Below are 20,329 nucleotides of genomic sequence, written 5' to 3'. Positions count from 1 at the left end.
TGCAACAAGGGAGTGAAGACTATGCCAGCTATCTCGAGTTCAGTCGGATCCGGAGCCGCCGGCGCGGCGATCTTTGCCGACTCCGACAGCCGGAAGTACCGGTATTTCGACCCGAAGGGCCAGCGCGCCACGCACTACGAAGACATGACGGTCGACGTACAGCCTGACCCGGAGCGTTACCTGATCCAGGACTGGATCATCTCCTTTGCCGACGGCAAGGGCGCCTATGTCAAGCAGAACACCGCCGCGCAGAGCTCCAACTGGCATGCCTTCCGCGCCCCCGATCAGGAGTGGGAACGCACGCACTACCAGCGCCAGTCGAAAATCGAGACGATGGTGCAGAGCGTCATCAACAATGCCCGCAAGTCGGGGGCGCCGAAGACCTTCGACAAGGCCTGGGTCAAGATCCTGCAAACGCAGCTCGGCGCCTGGAAACACGCCGAATTCGGCCTCGGCACCTCGCTGATGCAGGCGCAGCGTTACGGCTACACCCAGATGATCAACAACGCGACGCTGACCAATTCGTCCTACAAGCTGCGGCTGGCGCAGGACATCACGCTCTACCTTGCCGAGATCGGCCTGGACTTGCCCGGCTGGGACGACGAACTCGGCAAGAAGTCATGGCTCGAGGACAAGAACTGGCAAGGTACCCGCGAAGCGGTCGAAACCGTCATGGGCGCGACCGACTATCTCGAACAGTATTTCGCCATCAACATCGTCTTCGAACCGCTGGTTGGAGAAGTGTTCCGCTCAGGCTTCCTGATGCAGATCGCCGCCGCCAACCATGACTTCATCACGCCTGCGGTGATCTCGGCAGCCGAGGCCGACTATGAGCGCAACCTCGCCAACACGATCGACCTCATGCACTTGCTCGCCAACGACGAAAAACACGGCGCGGCCAACAAGAAGCTCTTCCAGGGCTGGGTCATGAAGCACGGCGCGCTCGCCGACAAGGCAGCCACCGGTCTGCAGCCGATCTGGTCGATGCCGCATTCCAAGCCGGTCGCTTTCGCGGATGTCCGTGCCAAATCCGAGGAACGGATTGGGCAGATCCTCGGCGAACTTGGCCTCAAGCGCTGACACAAGGAGAAACCGTCATGTCAACTGCAGCACGCGACGCATCGCAATCCAACATCTTCAGGTCGATGAAGGACATCACCTTCGAACAGACGATTTCGCATCAGTGCGGCGTCACCATGAACGACTCCGTGGAAGCCAGGGCCATCGCTGAATTCATGGGCCTGAAGCCGAACGTAACCGTCACCTACCAACCGGCGATGATCCGCATCGATGGCACAGGCAAGCTGATCTTCAAGATGGACGAGATCAGCGAATATCTCGGCCGCGAGATGACGGCTGAAACCTTCGAGGTCAACAGCTCCACCCACTACGGGCGGATGGTGCGCATCGACGACAACACCGTGATCCTGTTCGGCAACATGGACGAGATGTTCGAATACATCGAATAGGCGACAAAAATTAGGGCGCGCCGCCCGGTTGTGGCGCGCCGATCCGATCAACACGCATCTTGCGGAGGGAAGAATGTTTAGGACACCGGAAGGCAAGGATATTTTCGTGGTCGACGGCCACACCCATTTCTGGGACGGCAGCCCGGAGAACCAGAAAAATGTCCACGGCAAGCAGTTCATCGATTGCTTCTACGCCTATCACACGGGGCTGAGCCCCAAGGACCAGCTGTGGGAGAAGAGCAAGTTCGAGAAATACAGCGCTGACGATCTCTATCGCGACCTGTTCATCGATGGTCCCGATGACGTGGCGATCGTCCAGTCGACCTATCTCAAGGACTTCTACAAGAACGGCTTCAACACGATCGAGCGCAACGCCGAAGTGGCCAAGCGTTATCCGGAGCGTTTCATCGTCAATGGCGCCTTCGATCCGCGCGATGGTGTGAAGGCGCTTGAGTACATCCACTTCCTCAAGGAGACCTACGACGTCAAGGGCGTGAAGATGTACACGGCCGAATGGAACGGCTCTTCCAAAGGCTGGAAGCTCACTGACCCCGATGCCTACAAATGCTTCGAACTCTGCGACAAGCTCGGCATCAAGAACATCCACGTCCACAAGGGTCCGACCATCATCCCGCTCAGCAAGGACGCCTTCGACGTGCATGACGTCGACCACGCGGCGACCGATTTCCAGAACCTCAACTGGATTGTCGAGCATTGCGGCCTGCCGCGCCTCGACGATTTCTGCTGGATCGCGACGCAGGAAACCAACGTCTATGCCGGGCTGGCAGTGGCGCTGCCCTTTATCCACTCGCGTCCGCGCTATTTCGGCGAGGTCATCGCCGAACTTCTGTTCTGGATCGGGCCGGAGAAAATCCTGTTCGGTTCCGACTACGCGATCTGGACGCCGCGCTGGCTTGTCGAGAAATTCTGGGACTATCAAATCCCCGAGGATATCGCCGCAGAACGTGGTGTGCAGCTGACCGACGAGATCAAGGAAAAGATCCTCGGCCTCAACGCCGCGCGTCTCTACAACATCGACATCGAAGCCAAGAAGAAGGCGCTCGCCAGTTCGCCCTTCAGCGTCGCGGCGGAGTAGGAGCCATGGCAACCGCCAGCGTTTCCGGCAGCCGCGAGAAGGAACTCTGGCGGCGCCTTGGTGAGGTCAACGACCCGGAACTCGACGAGCCGATTACCGAGATGGGCTTCGTCGAGCGGGCCGCGATGACGAGCGACGGCAGCGTGGAGATCGACTTCCGCCTGCCGACCTACTGGTGCTCGCCCAACTTCGCGTTCCTGATGCTGGACGGCGTCCGCAAGGCGCTCGACCAGTTATCATGGTCGCCCGCATATCGCGTCAAGCTGCACGACCACATGTTCGCGGAAGAGGTCAATCGCGGCATGGAAGCCGGCAAGACATTCAGCGATATATTCGCCGACCTTGCCGAGGATCAGGATCTCGGCGCTTTGCGCGAAACCTTCAGGATGAAGGCATTCAAGCGGCGCCAGGAGGCAGTCTTGCGGGGCCTGCGGCAGCACGGTCTGACCGATCGGGAAATCCTCGCCATGGAGCTGCCGGCATACGACGCCGCGCGGCTCGAACCAGGCGAAGGGGCAAATCAGATGCCAAGGTACAGGGCGGCTCTGCTTGAACGCTTTCCCGACCGCCGGGTGGATGATCCTGTTTTCGTGACATGGGAAGGGCAACGCATACCGCCCGCCGCACTCGGTGCCCATCTCGCCGACCTGCGTGGTGTGCGCGTCAATATGGAGTTCAACGGCGCGCTGTGCCGTGGGCTCAAGCAGACCAGATACAAGGAACTGGATGTGGTCGACGGCGAACCGACGCTGGTCGATTTCATCATGGATCGCGTGCCGGCACGAGCCGTGCCGACCGCCTGAAGCAGAGCCGACACAACGGCCTCCCTCGCACGAGGCCCCTAACCAACAACCCGCCCGTAAGGCGGAAGGAGGAATCATGCCCAAAATAATGCTTCACAATTCCGAGGCCCGCCGTGCTCTCGCCCGTGGCGTCTTTCGGCTGGCCGCTGCCGTCGAGCCGACGCTCGGCCCCAAAGGCATGAACGCCATGATCGACCGGCCGATCGGCACGCCGATGGTGACCCGCGACGGTGTCAGCATCGCCTCCGAGATCGAGCTGCACGACCGCTTCGAAAACATGGGCGCGCAAGTCGTCCGCGAAGTGTCGATGCAAACCAACGAGGTCGCCGGCGACGGCACCACGACTGCCATCGTGCTCGCCAACGCGCTCATCCAGGGTGGTGTGGAGGCGAATGAACGCGGCGTGAAATCCGTCGATCTGTGCAAGGGCATCGACCTTGCCGTGGCGGCGGTGGTGGCGGCACTCAAGGCTTCGGCCAAGCCGGCAAAGGGCAACGGCATTCTCGCTTCGGTCGCCAACATCGCGGCAACCGATGCCAAGCTTGGCGCACTGGTGGCGGAAGCCCATCAGCGGGTAGGGGTCGAAGGCGTCATCACCACCGATTTCAGTGTGACCACCGAGACCACACTTGATGTGGTCGAGGGCATGTCCTTCGAACGCGGCTATCTCTCGCACCACATGGTGACCGATCAGGAGAAGATGGAGGCGGTTCTCGAACGGCCTTACATCCTGATGACCGACCTCAAGATCAAGGAGCCCGAGGCGTTGGATGCGGCGCGCCGCATTGCCGACGAGGATGGTCGGCCGCTGCTGATCGTGTCCGAGGAAATGTCGCCGGAAGTGGTGGTGACGCTGCTCGGCAAGCAGGGGCCGGGAAAATACCTCGTGGTCCACCCGCCGGAATATGGCCATTGGCGCAAGGCGATGATGGAAGATCTGGCGATCATCACCGGCGGCAAGGTGATCGCGCGCGACCTCGGCGGCCGGCTGGAGGACATCACCGCCGACGATCTCGGAACGGCTGACCGGGTGAAGACCAGTTCGTCCTACACGTCGATCATTCGCGGCGGCGGCGACCATGCGGCAATCGCATCGCGCCGCGCCCAGGTGCAGCGGCAGTATGAAGCCTCGCCGCCGAACATCGATCAGGACAAGCTGCGCGAACGCCTGGCCAAGCTCTCCGGCGGCACCGCGATCCTCTATGCCGGCGGTGTCACACCGGTCGAGCAGAAGCGAACCATTCAGCTCATCGAGGATTCGCTGAATGCGGTGCGCGCCGCAGCCGAAGAGGGCGTGGTCGCAGGCGGCGGCTCGGCGCTTGCCCAGATCGCGCCGCTGCTCGACAAGGTGGCGGCCGGCGTTGACGGCGATATCGCTGAAGGCGTGCGCCTGGTGCGGTCGGTGCTGTCGCGGCCGCTCTGGCGCATCGCCGCCAATGCCGGCGCCGATCCCGAAGCAGTCGTGGCGGAAGTCACGCGCATCAACGGCGGCTATGGCTACAACGCCTCCGCCGGCAGCTACCAGAACATGTTCGAGGCAGGGATCATCGATCCGGTCCGCGTCACCTACACAGCACTCGCCAACGCAGCTTCAGTGGCGACGCTGATCCTGACCACCGAAACGCTGATCGGCCATCTCGCCGAAGACGAGGACCCGACGGCGGGACCGGCTCGCGGCGGCGGCTCCGAAAAACTCGGCCGCGCCTGAAGCAATCCGAACAATCCCGACGTTGAAAGGACACGACGATGAAAGCTGCCAGACTTTACGAATACGACCCGCACATGAACGTCCAGCTCAAGATTGAGGAGGTCGCGGCGCCGACGATCACCGCCCCCGACGAGGTGATTGTGCGGGTAGGTGCTGCCGGCCTCTGCCGCACCGACCTGCACATCATCGAGGGTGTTTGGAAGCCGACCATGGACCCTGAAGGCACGCTCCTGCCTTACGTCATGGGTCACGAGAATGCGGGTTGGGTCGAGGAGGTCGGCAGTGGCGTCAGGTCGGTCAAGCGCGGCGACGCCGTGATCTGTCACCCGTTTCGCTCGTGCGGCATCTGCCTCAACTGCCGGCATGGCGAGGACATGTATTGCGACAATGGCCAGTTCCCTGGCCTTGGCATGAATGGCGGCTTCGCCGAATATTTCATCACCAGCGAGCGCTCGCTGATCAAGCTGAATGCCAACGTCACGCCGATCGAGGTGGCGCCGCTGGCCGATGCCGGGATCACCGCCTACCGCGCCGCCAAGCGGGCGGCGAAGCTCTTGCGGCCGGGGAGCTACTGCGTACTGCTAGGCATTGGTGGCCTCGGCCATATCGCGCTGCAATCGCTGCACGCCATTTCGGGCTGCCGCATCATCGCCGTCGATCGCGAGCCAGCGGCGCGCGTGCTGGCCAAGGATCTTGGCGCCGACTTCGTCCTCGATGGCGGGCCGAACGTCGTCGAGGAGGTCAGCCAGATCACTGGCGGCGGCGCGCATGTGGTCATCGATTTCGTTGGCGAACTCGGCGTCGAGAATATCTGCTGGAAGATGGTGCGCAAGGGCGGGCAACTGTTCGTCGTCGGCTATGGCGGCACCGTCAACGTGCCGACCGCGCATCTGGTCATCGAGGAGATCAACATCGGCGGCAGCCTGGTCGGCAATTTCACCGAGCTTGTCGAACTGATGGAGCTCAACGCCGACGGCAAGGTGAAGATGCACTACACGGAATACAACCTCGCCAGCATCAACACCGCGCTCGACGATTTCAAGAACCGGCGGTTCACCGGCCGCGGCGTCATCGTGCCCTGAAATATTTGGACCGGACTTCGCGCAGCGCAGACGGGTGCGGCGTCCGGTCCCCACCATCGTCCAGAGGGAGCGGAGAGGTATGAACTAATATATCTGTGAATTCATCGGAACCTCGGTGTTGGTCTTCTTCGGCTGCGCGACAGCTCCGAGGTCGGCTGCCCCGGAGCGGCCGCTGCCCGCTTGACGTTGCGCACTGGTGTCATCGGCGCGGGCGAAGCCGAACCAAAGACTTCCTGACCGGCGGCCGGCCGCCAGCCAGATTTGCCAGCCGGATTTCCCCCAACCCATGGCGCAAATGCCATGGTTTTTGCCGCCTGTATCAGACGAAGCTGCGGCGGATACCGTATTGGTCGAGCTTGCGATAGAGCGTCGGCCGGGAGATGCCGAGCCGCCGCGCGACCCGACTGAGATTGCCGCCTTCGGCTGCCAAGGCGTTCTTCATCGCCTGGCGTTCCGCCTCGACGAGTGTACCTCCAGGCAACTCGGGTGAGAGGATTGTTCCTTCATCCGACGTGGCGCGCGGTTCAGAGCTGGGCGCCGTGATTTCCCCGGGCAGATCGTGAAGTCCGATATCGTGGCTCCGCGCCAGAACATGCAACCGCCCGATGAGATTTTTCAGTTCGCGTACATTGCCCGGCCAGCGATAGGCGAGCAGGGCATCGAGCGCTTCGTGCGAGAATTCCAGCGGGTCCTCGCCCGCTGCGGTGGCGATCTGCCGGTTGAAATGTTCGATCAGCAGCAGCACATCCTCACCGCGCTCTCGCAGCGGTGGGACAGTGATCGAGACCGCGCCAATTCGATAGTAGAGATCGCGGCGGAAGCGGCCTGCGGCAATTTCCTGCTTGAGATCGCGGTTGGTCGAGGCGACCAGGCGCACCTCCACCGGGCGACCCCGGCTGTCGCCAATGCGGTTGACCACGCGCTCTTCCAAGACACGCAGCAGAAACGGCTGGACCTCGAGAGGCAATTCGCCGATCTCGTCGAGACTGAGGACGCCGCCATTGGCGAGCTCGAAAACGCCCGGTTTGCCTTCACGCGAGGCACCGGTAAAGGCGCCGGCGACATGGCCGAACAATTCGCTGCCGAACAAGTCCTTGGTGATCGCCCCACAATTGATCGCGATGAACGGATCGTTCGCCGTGCGCCGGCTGCCGGCATGGACAAGCCGCGCAAACAGCTCTTTCCCGACCCCTGTTTCACCTTCGACCAACAGCGATGTTACGCTGCTCGACCGGGCGACGCGGCAGGCGACGTCGATGGCGGCCTGCAGCGCTTCGCTTTCGCCGACGATCATGGCGACAGCATCCTGAAGATGCTTGTTCACTTCCCGGTGGACCACCGCCACGCTTGAGGCTACCGGCACTGAGGGGAATACCAGCGCCGCGCCTCGCAGGTCGCCGTCGAGCTTGAGCGGCGTGATGTGGCAGGATCGCAGATGGGCCGGCAACGCGCTGGCAAGGTCGGCGTCGGAGCCGGACGACGGAAGGTTCATTAGCCAGCGGCCACGGCCTGGCTCCATCGGACCGTCCATCATCTCGGTGGTCTCGCCGTCAGGCACGTTGTTGCAGAAGATAGCGCGGCCGCGATGGTCGACGATCACCAGCCCGTCTTTTCGGCGGTAGCTGGGAGCTGACGAGATAAAGGCTTCGAGCAGGCGCGTGCGTTGTTCCTGCTGCTGTTCGGCCAATGCCTTTTCGATCTGCCGGGCTGTGGCGGCGACGAGTGCGGTGTTGTGAGGCCGGAAGATCGGCGAATAGCCTGACAGGTCCACCACACCGATGATCTTGCCGTCCAGCGGATCGCGGATCGGCGCGCCGGCGCAGGTCCAGGATTTGATGCCGGCGCAGAAATGCTCGGCCGCATGGACGAAAGTGGGCACACCGGTCCACAGCGCCGTGCCGATGCCATTGGTCCCGACGGCATCCTCGTTCCATTTGCCGCCGATGTCGAGGTGGATATCCATGCCGGCATGCAGCGTCTTCTTGTCGCCGATGGTGTCGATCAGCACGCCGTCGCTGTCGGCAAGGACCAGCATCGCGCCTGTCCCGTCCAGCAGCTGGCCAAGGGAGGCGAACGACCGCCGCGCCGCCGAAACCAGTTCTGCATTGGCCCGGGTCAGATATTCGATCTCGTCGCGATCACTGCTCAGCGGCGCCTCAATCCGTTGAGCGCTGATGCCGCCGGTGGCGCTGCGATACCAGGATTCGTGAATGAGGGAGCGCACATGGCTTGGGTGGACAGGATCGCGGGCACATTTGGGCTCGTCAGCCAGAAAACTTTCCCAGGCGCGCATGGTGGCACGCTCGTCATAGTCGATGTTGCCCAGAACCATTTGCCCAGTGTCCAGCGATGCACGTCCCGGAAGAGCATCGATCTTCATCTGATTGGGGCTCATCTCGCGTTTCATTCAGTCATCACAGACCCTTGAGGCATGCCATTTCTGTATGCTGCCGCGGTCGCAAGCTGCCGCGGATTGGACTGCGGTCAGTCGATGCCGAGTTTCGCGCCGATGTCGGCAGCAAGCTGTTCTTCGGTATAGGTGGCGGCGAGGCAGGATCCGTCCAGGTCGGCAAGCGCCGCGGCGACAGTTTCGTCGACCGGCGAGAAGAAGCCATTCTGCTTCGTCGCCAGCACGAAGACCTGGTCCCCGCCCCGGTTGCGGATATCGCCGATGTGATGAAGTTGACGACCTGTGTTCTGATCCTTCGAGATCACGCGGCCGTTCATGGTGACATGGATGGACGGTTTGGCTTCGGCGACAGGGGCGGCACTGCCGCCAACATGGATGATCAGACCTTCGGCCTTTGGTTGCTGGCGCGGCTTCCTGGACGCCGAATAGCCGCCGCCGCTGATCTGGTCGGCAAGGCGAACGATGGTCGAGCGGTTCTGCTCGATCAGTCTTTTGACTTGTACGTCCTCGCGCCGCGGGCCATCCCGCTTGGAGATAATCTCGACCATGAATCCTCCCAGATTCGATCCGCGTCGCCGTTGCTACGGCTCATTTTTCTTGTTGATGGTGAACCCTACACTGTCTCCGTGAGGTTCGCCATTCATATAAGATAGCGCCAAAATTTGCTCGCTGGTAGCAGGCGGCTGCTACACAGGATTTCCGGTATTCGTACGTTTTGAGCCGCGTGTCAGGCTGCCTTGTTCGTCAATTCCGAGGGGTCGCTGTCGAGTGGTTGCCTGTCGCGCAGGTAAAGCGCGCACGTGGTGCGCAGCATGGAGGCAAAGTTCGGGATATTGCCGTTGATCTCCAGCGCTTCGTCGTAAAGCGTCGAGAGGAATTTAGGCGCCGTCATCCCCTGTCCCTGCGCGATCTCGTCCAACAGCGTCCAAAAAGTGGCCTCGAGCTGGATGCTCGTCGAATGGCCACCTATTCGAACTGAGCGATTGATTAGCCGATACCCTTCCGGATCCTGCCCGGCAAAGACCTTACACATGCGAAGACCTCCCGTTTGATGTTTGCTTTGGGCGAAGGCGCGGTTTCTGGGCCATTCGCCGGGATGATATCAATCCGAAGCGCATTTTCCGCTCAATTTGCAGTGACTACGATTGGGACCTTAGTGCGTGAACCAGCCTTACGCAATTTCTTGACGTGGTAACCGGCTGCCACCCCTTTTGGGACCAATGGGCCATCGTGGGCGGTATCCGAGGCCACGCGGTAGACTGGAAGCTCCATTGGCGAAAGCAATTCATTCGATGATCCGGGTGGTGAATGAGAATCTGTCGGTCAGTTTTTATAGAAGCGCGTTCGGACTCGATGTTGCGGACCGGTTGGATTTCGACACGTTCACACTGGTCTATCTGCGCAATGCGGAAGCTGATTTCGAGCTTGAACTGACGATCAACAAGGGCAGGGCAGGGCCCTACGCGCTTGGCGACGGCTATGGCCACTTGGCCCTTTGCGTCGACGATCTCGAGGCAGAACATGAGCGCTTGGTGGCCGCAGGTTTCAATCCACGAAAAATTGTCGAGTTCAACCGCGAAGGCGCACTGCTTGCGCGGTTCTTTTTCGTGGCCGACCCCGACGGTTACCAGATCGAGGTGCTGCAGCGCCACGGGCGCTACAAATAGGACGTTGCGCCCCTCAGCGGCGGTCGACGACGCTGATAACGCTCGACATTCCTGCTTGGTCAATCATTAACTGCTTTGCAGAAGCAACCGTGGAAGACTTCGGTCGAGATCGAGGAACTTGGAAATAGGCATTATGTGCGGGTCATCGAGAACGGCGCGGTAAGCATCAAGGGCTTCGGTTCCCAGGCAGATGCCAAAGCCTTCGCCCAAGGCGAACGAGCGCGGCTCGGGCTTGACTCGCCTCTCAAGAACTAAAGCCAGGCCACCACAGCGCTTCCGTAAGAACGAGAATTCTGATATCAGAGTTTTATGCCAAAGCAAGAAACCGTGGCATCAAAGAAACGTCGCGGACCGGCCCCAACTGGCAAGGGTGTGCCGATCATGGTGCGCCTTCAGCCGGACATGCTCGCGGGCGTCGATCAATTTGTTGCCGAGCATGATGTTTCGCGACCTGAAGCCGTTCGAATGATCATTCGTGACTGGTTGATCAGACACCAGGTACTGAAAGCTGAGTGACCCGCCTCGCGTCGGCATGGCTGCTGTTACAGGTGGAAAAGCCCCGACGCCGCTAGGCGCGAGGCAGTGCGCAAGGAGTGCGCTTGATGTTGAACGGCTATTTCGCCGTGGCTGTCAGCCAATGGATGAGCAGGGCGTCGGCCATCTGTCACAGCGGATTTTGGAAAATAGGGCGATGTCTGTCGCTCAAAAAGGATAGTTTGAAATCGGCGGGCTTCAACCTGACGATTGGACAGTCGCTAATGATTGTCCAACAAGATGGCTAGATGTCTGGTCGCGGCGCTTTCTAAAATCAGCTCCTCCAGCCCACTTTCGCTGATCGGCGAACCGTTGACGCGACGTCTGAGTACACGAAGCGCTTCTGAAATCGACACTGCTGTGTTTTTCGCGTGATCATCCAGGTAACGGCCGACTTCAATCACGGCATCTGCATCTACGTTGGATGGTAATTCTCGCATGCCACCCTCCTATTTCCTCCATTTGCCCTCTCGATCCGCATGGGAAATGATCAAGAAGAACGCGGCCCGAGCGACTTTCTTCTTCGAAGCGTATGGATGCACCCTGCGTGCCACTTTGATCAATTGCTTGGGGGTCATGTCCGGCTTCAGAATCCGTATGAGGGTGTCGCAAATCGCCCGCAATTCGGCTGCTTCCATATGGAAATCTCCGTCGTTCAACTCGGTGCGGCTGGCGAATGGCGCGATGATCGTACAGGCCCAGTGTGTGGCAGGGAACTGCAAATTCTTCAGCCTTTACGTCCGTCGATACAAGAAGTGGGAGGGCGCCCTATTCATTTTGGCTTAATTGCGCGATCCCTCATGCGGAGATAAATGAATCTCGACGGAGGGAACTCACCGAGTTTCAGCCGCAGGCGGCCGATGCGGGGCTAGCCACCAGGCATTCGCATCGGCCAAGGCCTAGGGCGCCGCGGCAATCAGCCTTCCTCCCGTAAATCCTGCAGCGAAGCATGATGTAGGTCTTCCTCGTCGCGCAAGTGCTTCACCCGCCCGATCAGCCCGGCTTGACCCCTTGCGTGGCTTGCCGCTTCATGGCCTTTGGCGCTGCGCCCGCGTGCTCCTGGACGCGGTTCTAGAGCCGTTCGCGCATCTCTCGGTTTAAGGTGATGAATGCAGAGCCGACATAGCGGTCTGTGCAGCGCTCAGCCATCAGGGCAAAGGCAGGCTTGCCGGCCTAGCGCTCGACGCGGAGCAATTCGTATTCATCGATGCTAAAGGCTGTTGTCTTTAGCCAGGCTGTCGAATTGCCGCCCCGGTAGTCGGCTCAAGTGCTAGAACGGCCCGCCGGTCGAGCGTTCAGCCCTTTTTTGTAAATCCGCACGAGCACGTCGCGAGCAGACACGGCGCGCTCCCGCGTGCAGCCTATAAGTATTTTCCCACCCAAGGTTGCGGGCTCGCCGGTAACTTCATCCCATACCGTCCAAGCGCCAGACGGCTCAAGAAGGCAACTAAATCTACCTTGGCTTTCTTCCATCGCCCCATTCCCGAACGGGCAGAGCCTTTCACTATTTTAGCAGTCACGCAAGTAATGCAGGTGAGAGATCACTGCATCATTTGGTAAAGGTTAATTGCGATCCAGAGAAAGCTTGGCTTGGCATCGAATTCACTGGCGTTTTATTAAATAGCCATCCAAACTTCGGCGTGCAGGATGACCCTGCCATCACGTGGCCCGCTACGTCGGCGAAGAATTCCTTGTGCTCCTGCACGGGGTGGACGAGCAAGAGGCCATCTCCGTGGCTGAGCGAATTCGTAAGAGCGTCGAGGCCGCCGCTTTTCCCAACCCTGCAGCCCGCGTGTCGCGCCGCGTCACGCTCAGCATTGGAGTGCAGTTCAGACGGATGACGAGGACATCTCACCGGAGCAGTTACAGCGTCAGGCGGATGCGGCACTCTATCTTGCCAAGCAAACCGGCCGCAACCGAGTGCTGCTCCACCGACCGGAGCCATTCGGGCGCAAACATATTCAATCGACACGGTGATGCCGTCGAATAGGCCAGCGACGCGATAGTAGAATAGTCGCTCCGCTACGCCGTTCCAGTCAAACCTTTGGCCCAGACGCTTCCAGAGGTGATTTTTGACACGTTGTTCGCGCCAAAAGTCGTCGTATCGGAAAACGCGATTAGCGTCCCGTATATCAAGATTTGGGGTGGGCTTTCTGCCAAGCCTCGTACTCATCGGTCGCACTTGGGTGCAGCGGATAGTAGCGTTGCAACGGCCCGCCCTCCATCAGCTTCACACGCGAGAACTCCTCCCATTCGTGATGCTTCTGTGATTCTTCGATTACCTTCGGGGCCATTGCGACGGGAAGCACCACCACCCCGTCATCGTCGGCGACGATGATGTCGCCGGGGATCACCGTGACGCCGCCGCAGGCAATCGGAACGTTGACGGCATTGGGGTAGATGTTGGTCTGCACATGGTAGTTGGGCGTCCAGCCGCGTAGCCATAGGGGCAGATCGAGCTTTTCGACATTGGGCCGGTCGCGCATGCATCCATCGATGACGATACCCGCGCCGCCTCTGCCCTTGAAATACGTCGACATCATATCGCCGAAGACGCCCGAGCTCATGTCACCGCGCGCGTCGACCACGACCACATCGCCCTCCTGAGCGTGATAGAGCACGTGCCGGTGCAGTTGTGTCTCTGGGTCGGCATATTCTCCCTCGTTGAAGAGGTCGGGCCGCTGCGGCATGAACTGCAGCGTCAGCGCCGGCCCGACGATCGACTTCCCATGGTTCTGCGCCACCGGACCGACCATGTGCGGATTGCGGAAGCCCATGTGGCCAAGCGTGCCGGCAACTGTCGCGGCGCCGATCTCCCTTAGCGCCTCGATCAGATCTTTAGGCGGTCGCGTGATGTCGGGAGTATGCGTCATTTTAGACTCCGGTGGATGGGAACTACCAGTTCGTGACAGAACCGTCGCGGCGCTTGAGGTGGGGCGCTTCCCAGAAACGGAAACTCTCCGCCTGGATCGCCTCCTCGTTGATCTCGACGCCCAGCCCCGGCAGATCGCTGACCGGATAATCGGGGCCGTCGAGTTGTGGTTGCACCGGGAAGAACTCGGAACTGTCGAACCCCAGCTTTCTTTCCGGCGCCCTGGTCTCAAGCCACGCGAAGTTCGGCACCGCGGCGGCGAGATGCATGGTCGCGGCGGTGCACACTGGACCTAGAGGATTGTGCGGCATCAGGTCCACATAGTGCGCCTCGCTCCAGCCGGCGACCTTCATCGCCTCGGTGAGCCCGCCGACATTGCAGACATCGAGCCGGTTGAACTGATGTATGCCGCGCTCGATGTAGGGCAGGAACTGCCACTTGCTGGCAAATTCCTCGCCGATGGCAAAAGGGATATCGGTCATCGTACGCAGGGATTCGTAGGCCTCCGGTGTTTCGTCTCGTATCGGCTCCTCGAGGAAATCAAGCACACCACGGCCGAGCTTGTTGCAGAAGCTCGCCGTCTCGGCCACCGACAGCCGATGGTGATAGTCGATGCCGAGGACGACGTCGTCGCCCAGCGCCTCGCGCGCCTTGTTTAGCATACTTGCGGTAGCGCCGATCGACTCGCGCGGCTCGAAGACGTCCCTGCTGTTTTGCCCAACGGGGAAGAAGCGGATCGCCTGCCACCCCTGTGCGCGCAGTTCCCGGGCTCGTTCTATGGCAACATCACCCTCGGCCTCGTCTCCGGTCGAGGCGAAGGTTGGAATGCGGTCGCGCTGCTTGCCGCCCAGCAATTCGTAGACCGGCACGCCCAGCGCCTTGCCCTTGATGTCGTGAAGCGCGATGTCGATGGCGGAAATCGCCGCCTGCAGAACGCGCCCGCCTTCGAAGTACTGGCTGCGATAAACCTCTTGCCAGATCCGGCCGATCTGCATCGGGTTGCGGCCGATGAGGAACTCGCGATAGTGCTCGACCGCGCCGGCCACGGCCATCTCGCGACCGCTCAAGCCGCTCTCGCCCCAGCCGAAGATGCCCTGATCGGTCTCGACCTTGACGAGCATCTGGTTGCGCGTTCCTACCCACACTGGATAGGGCTTGATCGCGGTGATCTTAAGCTTCGTAGTCATTCACGCCCACGTCCCACACGCATCCGCCCTGTCTCAGTTTGCCTCGAGGGCCATCTCCGTTTCGCCGTCGAACAGATGGATGCGTTCCTGGTCGAACTCGAGCCAGATCTGCTCGTCAGGTTTGACAGCGATGTTGGGGGGTACGCTGATGTTGACGATGGCGCCGGACAGAAACGCCTGCACGAAGGTGACGTCTCCGGTCGGTTCCACCGTATATGCCTTGGCCGGAATGGCACCATGGACCGCGCTCTTGTGCAGCTTGATCGTCGAGTGTCGCGCACCGAGCACGACCTTCTTAGTAGTCGCTCTCTGGACCTTGCGGGCATTGAGTTGCGACAGCTGGAGGGTCCAGCCTTCCGCGCTCGTCAGAACGGTGTCGCCGTTTGCCGTCGATGCCTCAAGCGGAATAAGGCTCATCGCAGGGCTGCCGACGAAGCTCGCGACGAACATGTTGGCGGGATGGGCGAAAACTTGCGCCGGCGAATCGTATTGCTGCAGATAGCCGCCGTTCATGACGGCCATCCTGTCTGCCATGGTCACGGCCTCCAGCTGGTCGTGCGTCACATAGACGATCGTCGCCTTGAGGTCCTGATGGAACCGCTTGATTTCGGACCGCATCTGCACGCGCAGCTTTGCGTCGAGATTGGAGAGCGGTTCGTCCATCAGGAATACTGCCGGATCTCGAACGAGGGCGCGCCCCAGGGCCACGCGCTGCTGTTGCCCGCCTGAAAGCTCGCGCGGCTTGCGCTCGAGCAACTGCGTCATGTCGAGCACTCGCGCCGCTTCCCTGACCTTCCTGTCGATCTCGTCCCTGCGCAGCTTGCGCATTTGCAGCGGGAAGGCGAGGTTCATATAGACCGACTTTTGCGGATAGAGCGCGTAGTTCTGGAACACCATTGCGATGTCCCGGTCCTTGGGGTCGAGCTCGTTGACCACGCGGTCGCCGATGACGATGTCGCCCGATGTCATCGGGATCAGCCCCGCGATGAGGTTGAGCGTTGTCGTCTTGCCGCAGCCTGAAGGGCCGACAAGCGCAACGAACTCGCCGTCATTGACCGTCAGCGAAACCTCGTTGACGGCCTTGAAGCTGCCATAGGTCTTGACGAGATCTTTGAGGACCACGTGGGCCATCGGCAACTCCCTAGTGCTTGACCGCGCCTTCTGTAAGGGCGCGTACGAAGTATCGTTGCAGGACGAGGAACAGCACCACGACGGGCACGCTCATCATGAAGCTGGCCGCCATCAGACCTGGAAAGTCCGTCGTGTTTTCCGAGAAGAAGCGTTGGATGCCGACCGGCAAGGTCAGCTGCTCGTTCTTGGAGAGGAAGGTGTATGCGTAGATGTACTCGTTCCAGGCGCCGATGAAGGAATAGATCGCGGTGGCGATGATTCCCGGCGTCGAGAGCGGCATCACGATCAGGATGAAGGCCTGGAACCGCGTTGCCCCATCGATGCGCGCCGCCTGCTCGAGTTGCACCGGGATGTTGTCGTAGAAGCCCTTGAGGAGCCAGATTGCCAGCGGCAGGCCGAAGGTGAGATAGGTCAGAATCAGCGAGCCATGCGTGTTCACCAGCCCGATCGCGCGCATCAGGATGAAGAGCGGCACGAGAAAGATCACCGCCGGGAACATGTTGCGAAGCAACACGGCGAAGAACAGAAAGTTCCGGCCAGGGAAGGTAAAGCGCGAGAACGCGTAGGCCGCAGGGACAGCAACGATCACAGAAAGGATGGTCGTGGCGGTCGAGACGAAAAGGCTGTTCCAGAAGAAGCGGAGGAAGTCCTGGCCGACACTGTTCTGCGGATCGAGCAGCTTCTGGTAGCTGGCAAGGGTAGGTTGGTCAGGCCACCATTGCGGCGGGAATTGCATCGCGGCGAAGCCGGACTTGATCGAGGTGATCAGCATCCAGATCATCGGCAACGCGGTGTAAAGCAGCATGAACACGAGGAAGATACGCCCGCCCCAGCGCCATCCGTCGATGCTCGCACGTCGACGGGCCTGACCTCGACGGGCTGTCTCGGCAATCGTGCTCATGCGCTCCCATCCTTCCGTTCGTTTCCGCTTAGCGCACGGACGTAGAAGTAGCCGAGCGTCATCAGGATGAGGAACAGAAGTACCGAATAGGCCGATGCCACGCCCCAGCGCTGCCGGCCGAAGGCGAGCTCATAGATGTGGGTGATCCAGATGTGCGATGCGTTCGACGGCCCGCCGCCGGTCATGATCCAGGGGATGATGAAGGAATTGAAGTTGGCCACCGCCAGCAGCAGGATCGTCACTGTAGAGACGTTTCTCAAGTGCGGGAAGGTGACGTGCCAGAAGCGCTGCCATGCATTGGCTCCGTCGACCTTTGCGGCGCGCAACAACTGGTCGGGGACTGTCTGAAGACCGGCCATCATCATGATCATGGCGAATGGAAACTCCCGCCAAATATTGACGACGATCAGGGAGGGCAGCACCGTGCTGACGCTGTCGATGAAATTCGGCGGCCGGTCAGCCAATCCGAGGCCGACCAGCACCGCGCCGATGATTCCAAAGTCCGAATGGTAGATCCACTTCCAGATATAGGATGCGGCGACCGCGCTGATGACCCAGGGAATGATCAGGATAGCGCGCAGCACACCCCGACCGATAAAGTCGCGATGGAGCGCCAGCGCGCTGGCAAACCCCAGGACAAATGCGATGAAGGTCGATGCCAGTGTCCAGATAAGGGTGTTGGAGGTGACCTTCCAGAACACCGGACTTGTGAGGATGGAGGTGTAGTTGCCGAAGCCGACGAAGATCTTGTCACGGAGCTGCAGGCCAGGCGGCGTGTTGAAGAACGACAGCTCAATCGTGTAGTAGATCGGATAGGCGATGACGATGAGCATCACGGCAATCGCAGGAAGCACGTACGCGTAGTCAGCGCGATGTTCCCAAATCTTCCGCAGCAGGGGTCGCAATCTTCCGCGAGCCCCGGTCTTGCCGGTCACGATCGTCACTTTGGCGGGCCTTTGTTTTTCGGAACGAACCGGCTGCGCTCTCGGCGCAACCGGTAAGGTCGCAGATCAGGCTTCGGCTAGAGTCCGCCGCCCATCAGGTCTTTCACCTTCTTGGCCGCGTCGTCCGCCGCCTGGTCGACGGTCATCGCTCCGGTCAGGGCATTTTGCAGCATGTCCGGGACGATGATGTTCATGATCTCGGGGGACTGCGGCAACGCCGGAAACGGGATGCCGTATGGCAGCATCGAGGTGGTGACGTCGAGGAACTTGATGCTGTCCAGACGCTCCTTCATCCATTTGGTCTTGAAGCCGTTGAGGTTGCCGGGGTTCGAGCCGGCGTAGGCCATCTTCAGCGACCATTCAGGGCTGGTCCACATGCAGATGATGGCCTTTGCAGCCGGTTCGTCCACCTTGCCGCCCTCGACATATTCGGGCTTCAGGATGTGAATGTTCGAGCCGCCGAACACGACTGCCCGCTTGCCGTCGGGGCCGGTCGGAATCAGGCCGTAGCGCATGTTGTCGATGACGGTCTGCGCCTTGTCCTTGTCGGTACCCGTCGCCTTTTTCTGCAGGTCGAGCATGACATTGTAGTCGGACGGGTGCGAGATCATCATGCCGAGCTGGCCGGCGAGGAACAGCGGCTGGTTGTCGGCCTGTTGGTTGGTGAGTGCCGAAACCGGAACCGACTTGTCGCGGACATACATGTCGTAAGAGGCTTGCAGCGCGGCCTTGCTCTGCGGGCTGGCGAGCTCGATCTGCTTATAGGTCGGGTTCGCCGTGGCTTCGTCGAAGACGCCGCCGCCATAGGCCCACAGTTGCGGCATGAAGCGGTACGGCGTATTGCCGGCATTCTTGCGAGCCACGAGGCCGTAGCCGGCAATGCCGAGCTTGTCGTGGATCTGCTTGGAGTACTTGACGACGTCGTCCCAGGTTGCCGGAGCCTTGTCCGGATCGAGACCTGCGCGCTTGAAGATGTCGGCATTCCAGATGAACGCCATCGTCTCATTGTTGGTTGGAATGCCGTAGGTCACACCGTCCCAGGTCACGGCTTTCATGGCGCCGGGCCAGAAGTCCTCGGTCGAATACCCCACGTCCTCGGGCTTGAGCGGCTCCAGATAGCCCTTTGAAGCGAACTCGGTGCCACCCAGGATTTGCAGGCGTACCGCCATCGGCGCGGCATTGCCAAGGAGCGCCGTGCGGAACTTGTCAAGGAGATCGTTGTAGGTGAGGGCTTGTTCCTCGAGCTGGATGTTCGGATAGGTCTTGCGGAAGGTCTCGAAGAAATCCTTGTAATACTGGCGCAGGAGGTCGGGGTCGCCCTCGAACACGCCCTGATACCAGAAAGTCAGTCGCCCCTTGTAGTCGAGCGGGGTGACCTTGGCGCAATCGGCCGCCGTATCAAAATCCTGTGTGCCTGCAATGGAGCGCACATATTCCGGCGACCACTTGCTCAAGTCGACCGGCGCCGCACCGAGCGCCGGCGCAGACATCAACGATGCCATTAAGGCAGTGGAGACAGTGCCGCGCAGGACGGCACCGCCGAGTGTAATCCTCGTCATAGGTATCCTCCAGGTTTCTCTCCCATGCCGCTCTGCATCGAGGCGAGCGGTCTTGCTCGTCGGCCGCGAGACAGCTCATTCAATGTATCCATTCGAGCACTTTGTACGTTTTCAGATCGTGGATTGTCTGTCAACGCGATAAATCGTACATTGTTTATGGAAACCGTGCGTGATATCGAACAAAACGTGTATTGAACGAGGGGAGCCGGGCTTGGCCGAAACAAGCGATTTCAAAGCAGAGCCACCCGAGGGGATTGACCCTCTCGGGGCCTCAAGCGAGGGCGCCTCGCTTTATCAACTGATCAGGGAAGACATCATCGAAGGGCGGCTCGCCGCCAACGAACGGCTCGTGGTAACCGATCTCGCCCGGCGTCACGGCACCTCGACCAACCCCGTGCGCGAAGCTCTGCAGCTGTTGCGCGGCGAGGGCTTTGTCACCTTCGTTCCCAACCGAGGCGCGCGCGTTCGACCTATAGATCAGGATTTTGTCCGGGATATCTACGAGATCGGAGTCCTGATCGAGCCGGCCCTGACGCGATGGTTCGTGAATATGGCGACCGCCGAGGACATTGCCGAACTCGAACGTATCCAGGGCCTGATTGAAGAGAACAACTTTGCCGACACGTTCAGGCACAGCGAGCTGGATACCGCGTTTCACACCGTGATGTACCAGAGGCACTATAACCGCCATGCGGCCGAGCTTTGGTGGAAGCATCGCGAAGTGCTGCGAGCCGTGAGCCGGCGTTTCAATTTCACGCTCGCCCGGCGTGCCGCGATCCTTCGCGAGCACCGCGAGCTCATCGCGCATGTAAAGGCGGCAAATGCCGACGAGGCAGCCGAACTCATTGCGCGCCATGTCGAGGGCTCCGGGCGGCATGTCCTCGAGCACATGCGCGCGCGTAACGCCGCTCGGGCAGGGTAGCGTATTCGGTCCAGAACACCGCTATTCGGGTCATTCCAGACGAA

At 60.5% G+C, this 20,329-nt stretch carries 20 protein-coding genes and 1 pseudogene; 10 read left to right on the top strand and 11 right to left on the bottom strand.

Translation table 11 applies throughout. The features are described from left to right. The first annotated feature begins 21 nt into the window (after window positions 1-21). The 6 genes from D3227_RS09315 (at window position 22) to D3227_RS09290 (ending at window position 6,158) form a co-directional block, all read left to right on the top strand. Window positions 22-1,080: an aromatic/alkene monooxygenase hydroxylase subunit beta gene (locus tag D3227_RS09315; RefSeq protein ID WP_120013809.1), complete on the top strand. Its 1,059-nt coding sequence runs from the start codon at window positions 22-24 to the stop codon at window positions 1,078-1,080. Between the two features lie 17 nt (window positions 1,081-1,097). Continuing rightward, window positions 1,098-1,469 (top strand): MmoB/DmpM family protein, encoded by a 372-nt coding sequence (locus D3227_RS09310; RefSeq protein ID WP_095486293.1) that lies wholly within the window; start codon window positions 1,098-1,100, stop codon window positions 1,467-1,469. A 73-nt stretch (window positions 1,470-1,542) separates the two neighbouring features. Then, window positions 1,543-2,565, top strand: coding sequence for an amidohydrolase family protein (locus D3227_RS09305; protein ID WP_120013843.1), 1,023 nt, complete (start codon window positions 1,543-1,545; stop codon window positions 2,563-2,565). Between the two features lie 5 nt (window positions 2,566-2,570). Then, window positions 2,571-3,368 (top strand): iron-sulfur cluster assembly protein, encoded by a 798-nt coding sequence (locus D3227_RS09300; protein ID WP_120013808.1) that lies wholly within the window; start codon window positions 2,571-2,573, stop codon window positions 3,366-3,368. A gap of 76 nt (window positions 3,369-3,444) precedes the next feature. Beyond that, entirely contained in the window at window positions 3,445-5,076 is a 1,632-nt protein-coding gene (groEL, locus tag D3227_RS09295) for a molecular chaperone GroEL (protein WP_120013807.1), read from the top strand. A 38-nt stretch (window positions 5,077-5,114) separates the two neighbouring features. Next, complete coding sequence (locus D3227_RS09290; protein ID WP_120013806.1) at window positions 5,115-6,158, top strand: NAD(P)-dependent alcohol dehydrogenase; 1,044 nt, start codon at window positions 5,115-5,117, stop codon at window positions 6,156-6,158. Window positions 6,159-6,477: 319 nt separating this feature from the next. Here the strand turns inward: D3227_RS09290 and D3227_RS09280 are convergent, their stop codons facing one another. The 3 genes from D3227_RS09280 to D3227_RS09270 all read right to left on the bottom strand — a co-directional run bounded on the left by D3227_RS09280 (window position 6,478) and on the right by D3227_RS09270 (window position 9,601). Beyond that, entirely contained in the window at window positions 6,478-8,553 is a 2,076-nt protein-coding gene (locus D3227_RS09280; protein WP_245451707.1) for a sigma-54-dependent Fis family transcriptional regulator, read from the bottom strand. Between the two features lie 89 nt (window positions 8,554-8,642). Beyond that, window positions 8,643-9,116 (bottom strand): hypothetical protein, encoded by a 474-nt coding sequence (locus D3227_RS09275; protein ID WP_120013803.1) that lies wholly within the window; start codon window positions 9,114-9,116, stop codon window positions 8,643-8,645. A 179-nt stretch (window positions 9,117-9,295) separates the two neighbouring features. After that, complete coding sequence (locus D3227_RS09270; RefSeq protein WP_120013802.1) at window positions 9,296-9,601, bottom strand: ribbon-helix-helix domain-containing protein; 306 nt, start codon at window positions 9,599-9,601, stop codon at window positions 9,296-9,298. A 238-nt stretch (window positions 9,602-9,839) separates the two neighbouring features. Here D3227_RS09270 and D3227_RS09265 point away from each other — a divergent pair, with 238 nt between their 5' ends. Both D3227_RS09265 and D3227_RS09255 read left to right on the top strand, forming a co-directional pair. Continuing rightward, window positions 9,840-10,235 carry a VOC family protein gene (locus tag D3227_RS09265; protein ID WP_120013801.1) on the top strand — a complete coding sequence of 132 codons (396 nt, stop codon included), beginning with the start codon at window positions 9,840-9,842 and terminating at the stop codon, window positions 10,233-10,235. Between the two features lie 309 nt (window positions 10,236-10,544). Then, window positions 10,545-10,751 carry a ribbon-helix-helix domain-containing protein gene (locus D3227_RS09255; RefSeq protein ID WP_120013799.1) on the top strand — a complete coding sequence of 69 codons (207 nt, stop codon included), beginning with the start codon at window positions 10,545-10,547 and terminating at the stop codon, window positions 10,749-10,751. Window positions 10,752-10,990: 239 nt separating this feature from the next. On the opposite strand, the gene D3227_RS41070 is transcribed toward D3227_RS09255, so the two are convergent. Beyond that, window positions 10,991-11,209: a hypothetical protein gene (locus tag D3227_RS41070; RefSeq protein WP_147377590.1), complete on the bottom strand. Its 219-nt coding sequence runs from the start codon at window positions 11,207-11,209 to the stop codon at window positions 10,991-10,993. A gap of 9 nt (window positions 11,210-11,218) precedes the next feature. Beyond that, a complete protein-coding gene (locus D3227_RS09250; protein ID WP_120013798.1) occupies window positions 11,219-11,407 on the bottom strand; it encodes a hypothetical protein in 189 nt (62 codons plus the stop codon). Window positions 11,408-12,429: 1,022 nt separating this feature from the next. Here D3227_RS09250 and D3227_RS09240 point away from each other — a divergent pair. Next, window positions 12,430-12,746: pseudogene (locus D3227_RS09240) on the top strand (GGDEF domain-containing protein); the annotation flags it as partial. 155 nt (window positions 12,747-12,901) lie between these two features. Here D3227_RS09240 and D3227_RS09235 read toward each other — a convergent pair. The 6 genes from D3227_RS09235 to D3227_RS09210 all read right to left on the bottom strand — a co-directional run bounded on the left by D3227_RS09235 (window position 12,902) and on the right by D3227_RS09210 (window position 19,363). After that, window positions 12,902-13,642 carry a ribonuclease activity regulator RraA gene (locus tag D3227_RS09235; protein WP_120013797.1) on the bottom strand — a complete coding sequence of 247 codons (741 nt, stop codon included), beginning with the start codon at window positions 13,640-13,642 and terminating at the stop codon, window positions 12,902-12,904. A gap of 22 nt (window positions 13,643-13,664) precedes the next feature. Then, window positions 13,665-14,828: a mandelate racemase/muconate lactonizing enzyme family protein gene (locus tag D3227_RS09230; protein WP_120013796.1), complete on the bottom strand. Its 1,164-nt coding sequence runs from the start codon at window positions 14,826-14,828 to the stop codon at window positions 13,665-13,667. 33 nt (window positions 14,829-14,861) lie between these two features. Beyond that, window positions 14,862-15,959, bottom strand: coding sequence for an ABC transporter ATP-binding protein (locus D3227_RS09225; protein WP_120013795.1), 1,098 nt, complete (start codon window positions 15,957-15,959; stop codon window positions 14,862-14,864). Window positions 15,960-15,969: 10 nt separating this feature from the next. Next, window positions 15,970-16,860, bottom strand: a complete 891-nt coding sequence (locus D3227_RS09220) for a carbohydrate ABC transporter permease (protein ID WP_120013794.1) — start codon at window positions 16,858-16,860, stop codon at window positions 15,970-15,972. Then, window positions 16,857-17,804 (bottom strand): carbohydrate ABC transporter permease, encoded by a 948-nt coding sequence (locus tag D3227_RS09215; RefSeq protein WP_120013793.1) that lies wholly within the window; start codon window positions 17,802-17,804, stop codon window positions 16,857-16,859. Before D3227_RS09215 ends, D3227_RS09220 begins: the two co-directional genes overlap by 4 nt. A 77-nt stretch (window positions 17,805-17,881) precedes the next feature. Then, the gene (locus D3227_RS09210; protein ID WP_120013792.1) at window positions 17,882-19,363 is read right to left on the bottom strand and encodes an ABC transporter substrate-binding protein; all 1,482 of its coding nucleotides are present in this window, start codon (window positions 19,361-19,363) and stop codon (window positions 17,882-17,884) included. Window positions 19,364-19,574: 211 nt separating this feature from the next. Between D3227_RS09210 and D3227_RS09205 the strand changes: the two genes are divergently transcribed. After that, window positions 19,575-20,285 (top strand): GntR family transcriptional regulator, encoded by a 711-nt coding sequence (locus D3227_RS09205; protein ID WP_120013791.1) that lies wholly within the window; start codon window positions 19,575-19,577, stop codon window positions 20,283-20,285. The last annotated feature ends 44 nt before the right edge of the window (window positions 20,286-20,329 follow it).

Source organism: Mesorhizobium waimense, from assembly GCF_003601975.1.
In the GTDB taxonomy this organism is placed as follows: domain Bacteria; phylum Pseudomonadota; class Alphaproteobacteria; order Rhizobiales; family Rhizobiaceae; genus Mesorhizobium; species Mesorhizobium waimense.
This window is presented reverse-complemented; position numbering and strand designations above follow the sequence as displayed.

Coding starts and splice junctions, on each gene's coding strand:
- D3227_RS09315 (WP_120013809.1), top strand. CDS start 22: ATGCCAGCTATCTCGAGTTCAGTCGGATCCGGAGCCGCCGGCGCGGCG.
- D3227_RS09310 (WP_095486293.1), top strand. CDS start 1,098: ATGTCAACTGCAGCACGCGACGCATCGCAATCCAACATCTTCAGGTCG.
- D3227_RS09305 (WP_120013843.1), top strand. CDS start 1,543: ATGTTTAGGACACCGGAAGGCAAGGATATTTTCGTGGTCGACGGCCAC.
- D3227_RS09300 (WP_120013808.1), top strand. CDS start 2,571: ATGGCAACCGCCAGCGTTTCCGGCAGCCGCGAGAAGGAACTCTGGCGG.
- groEL (WP_120013807.1), top strand. CDS start 3,445: ATGCCCAAAATAATGCTTCACAATTCCGAGGCCCGCCGTGCTCTCGCC.
- D3227_RS09290 (WP_120013806.1), top strand. CDS start 5,115: ATGAAAGCTGCCAGACTTTACGAATACGACCCGCACATGAACGTCCAG.
- D3227_RS09280 (WP_245451707.1), bottom strand. CDS start 8,553: ATGAGCCCCAATCAGATGAAGATCGATGCTCTTCCGGGACGTGCATCG.
- D3227_RS09275 (WP_120013803.1), bottom strand. CDS start 9,116: ATGGTCGAGATTATCTCCAAGCGGGATGGCCCGCGGCGCGAGGACGTA.
- D3227_RS09270 (WP_120013802.1), bottom strand. CDS start 9,601: ATGTGTAAGGTCTTTGCCGGGCAGGATCCGGAAGGGTATCGGCTAATC.
- D3227_RS09255 (WP_120013799.1), top strand. CDS start 10,545: ATGCCAAAGCAAGAAACCGTGGCATCAAAGAAACGTCGCGGACCGGCC.
- D3227_RS41070 (WP_147377590.1), bottom strand. CDS start 11,209: ATGCGAGAATTACCATCCAACGTAGATGCAGATGCCGTGATTGAAGTC.
- D3227_RS09250 (WP_120013798.1), bottom strand. CDS start 11,407: ATGGAAGCAGCCGAATTGCGGGCGATTTGCGACACCCTCATACGGATT.
- D3227_RS09235 (WP_120013797.1), bottom strand. CDS start 13,642: ATGACGCATACTCCCGACATCACGCGACCGCCTAAAGATCTGATCGAG.
- D3227_RS09230 (WP_120013796.1), bottom strand. CDS start 14,828: ATGACTACGAAGCTTAAGATCACCGCGATCAAGCCCTATCCAGTGTGG.
- D3227_RS09225 (WP_120013795.1), bottom strand. CDS start 15,959: ATGGCCCACGTGGTCCTCAAAGATCTCGTCAAGACCTATGGCAGCTTC.
- D3227_RS09220 (WP_120013794.1), bottom strand. CDS start 16,860: ATGAGCACGATTGCCGAGACAGCCCGTCGAGGTCAGGCCCGTCGACGT.
- D3227_RS09210 (WP_120013792.1), bottom strand. CDS start 19,363: ATGACGAGGATTACACTCGGCGGTGCCGTCCTGCGCGGCACTGTCTCC.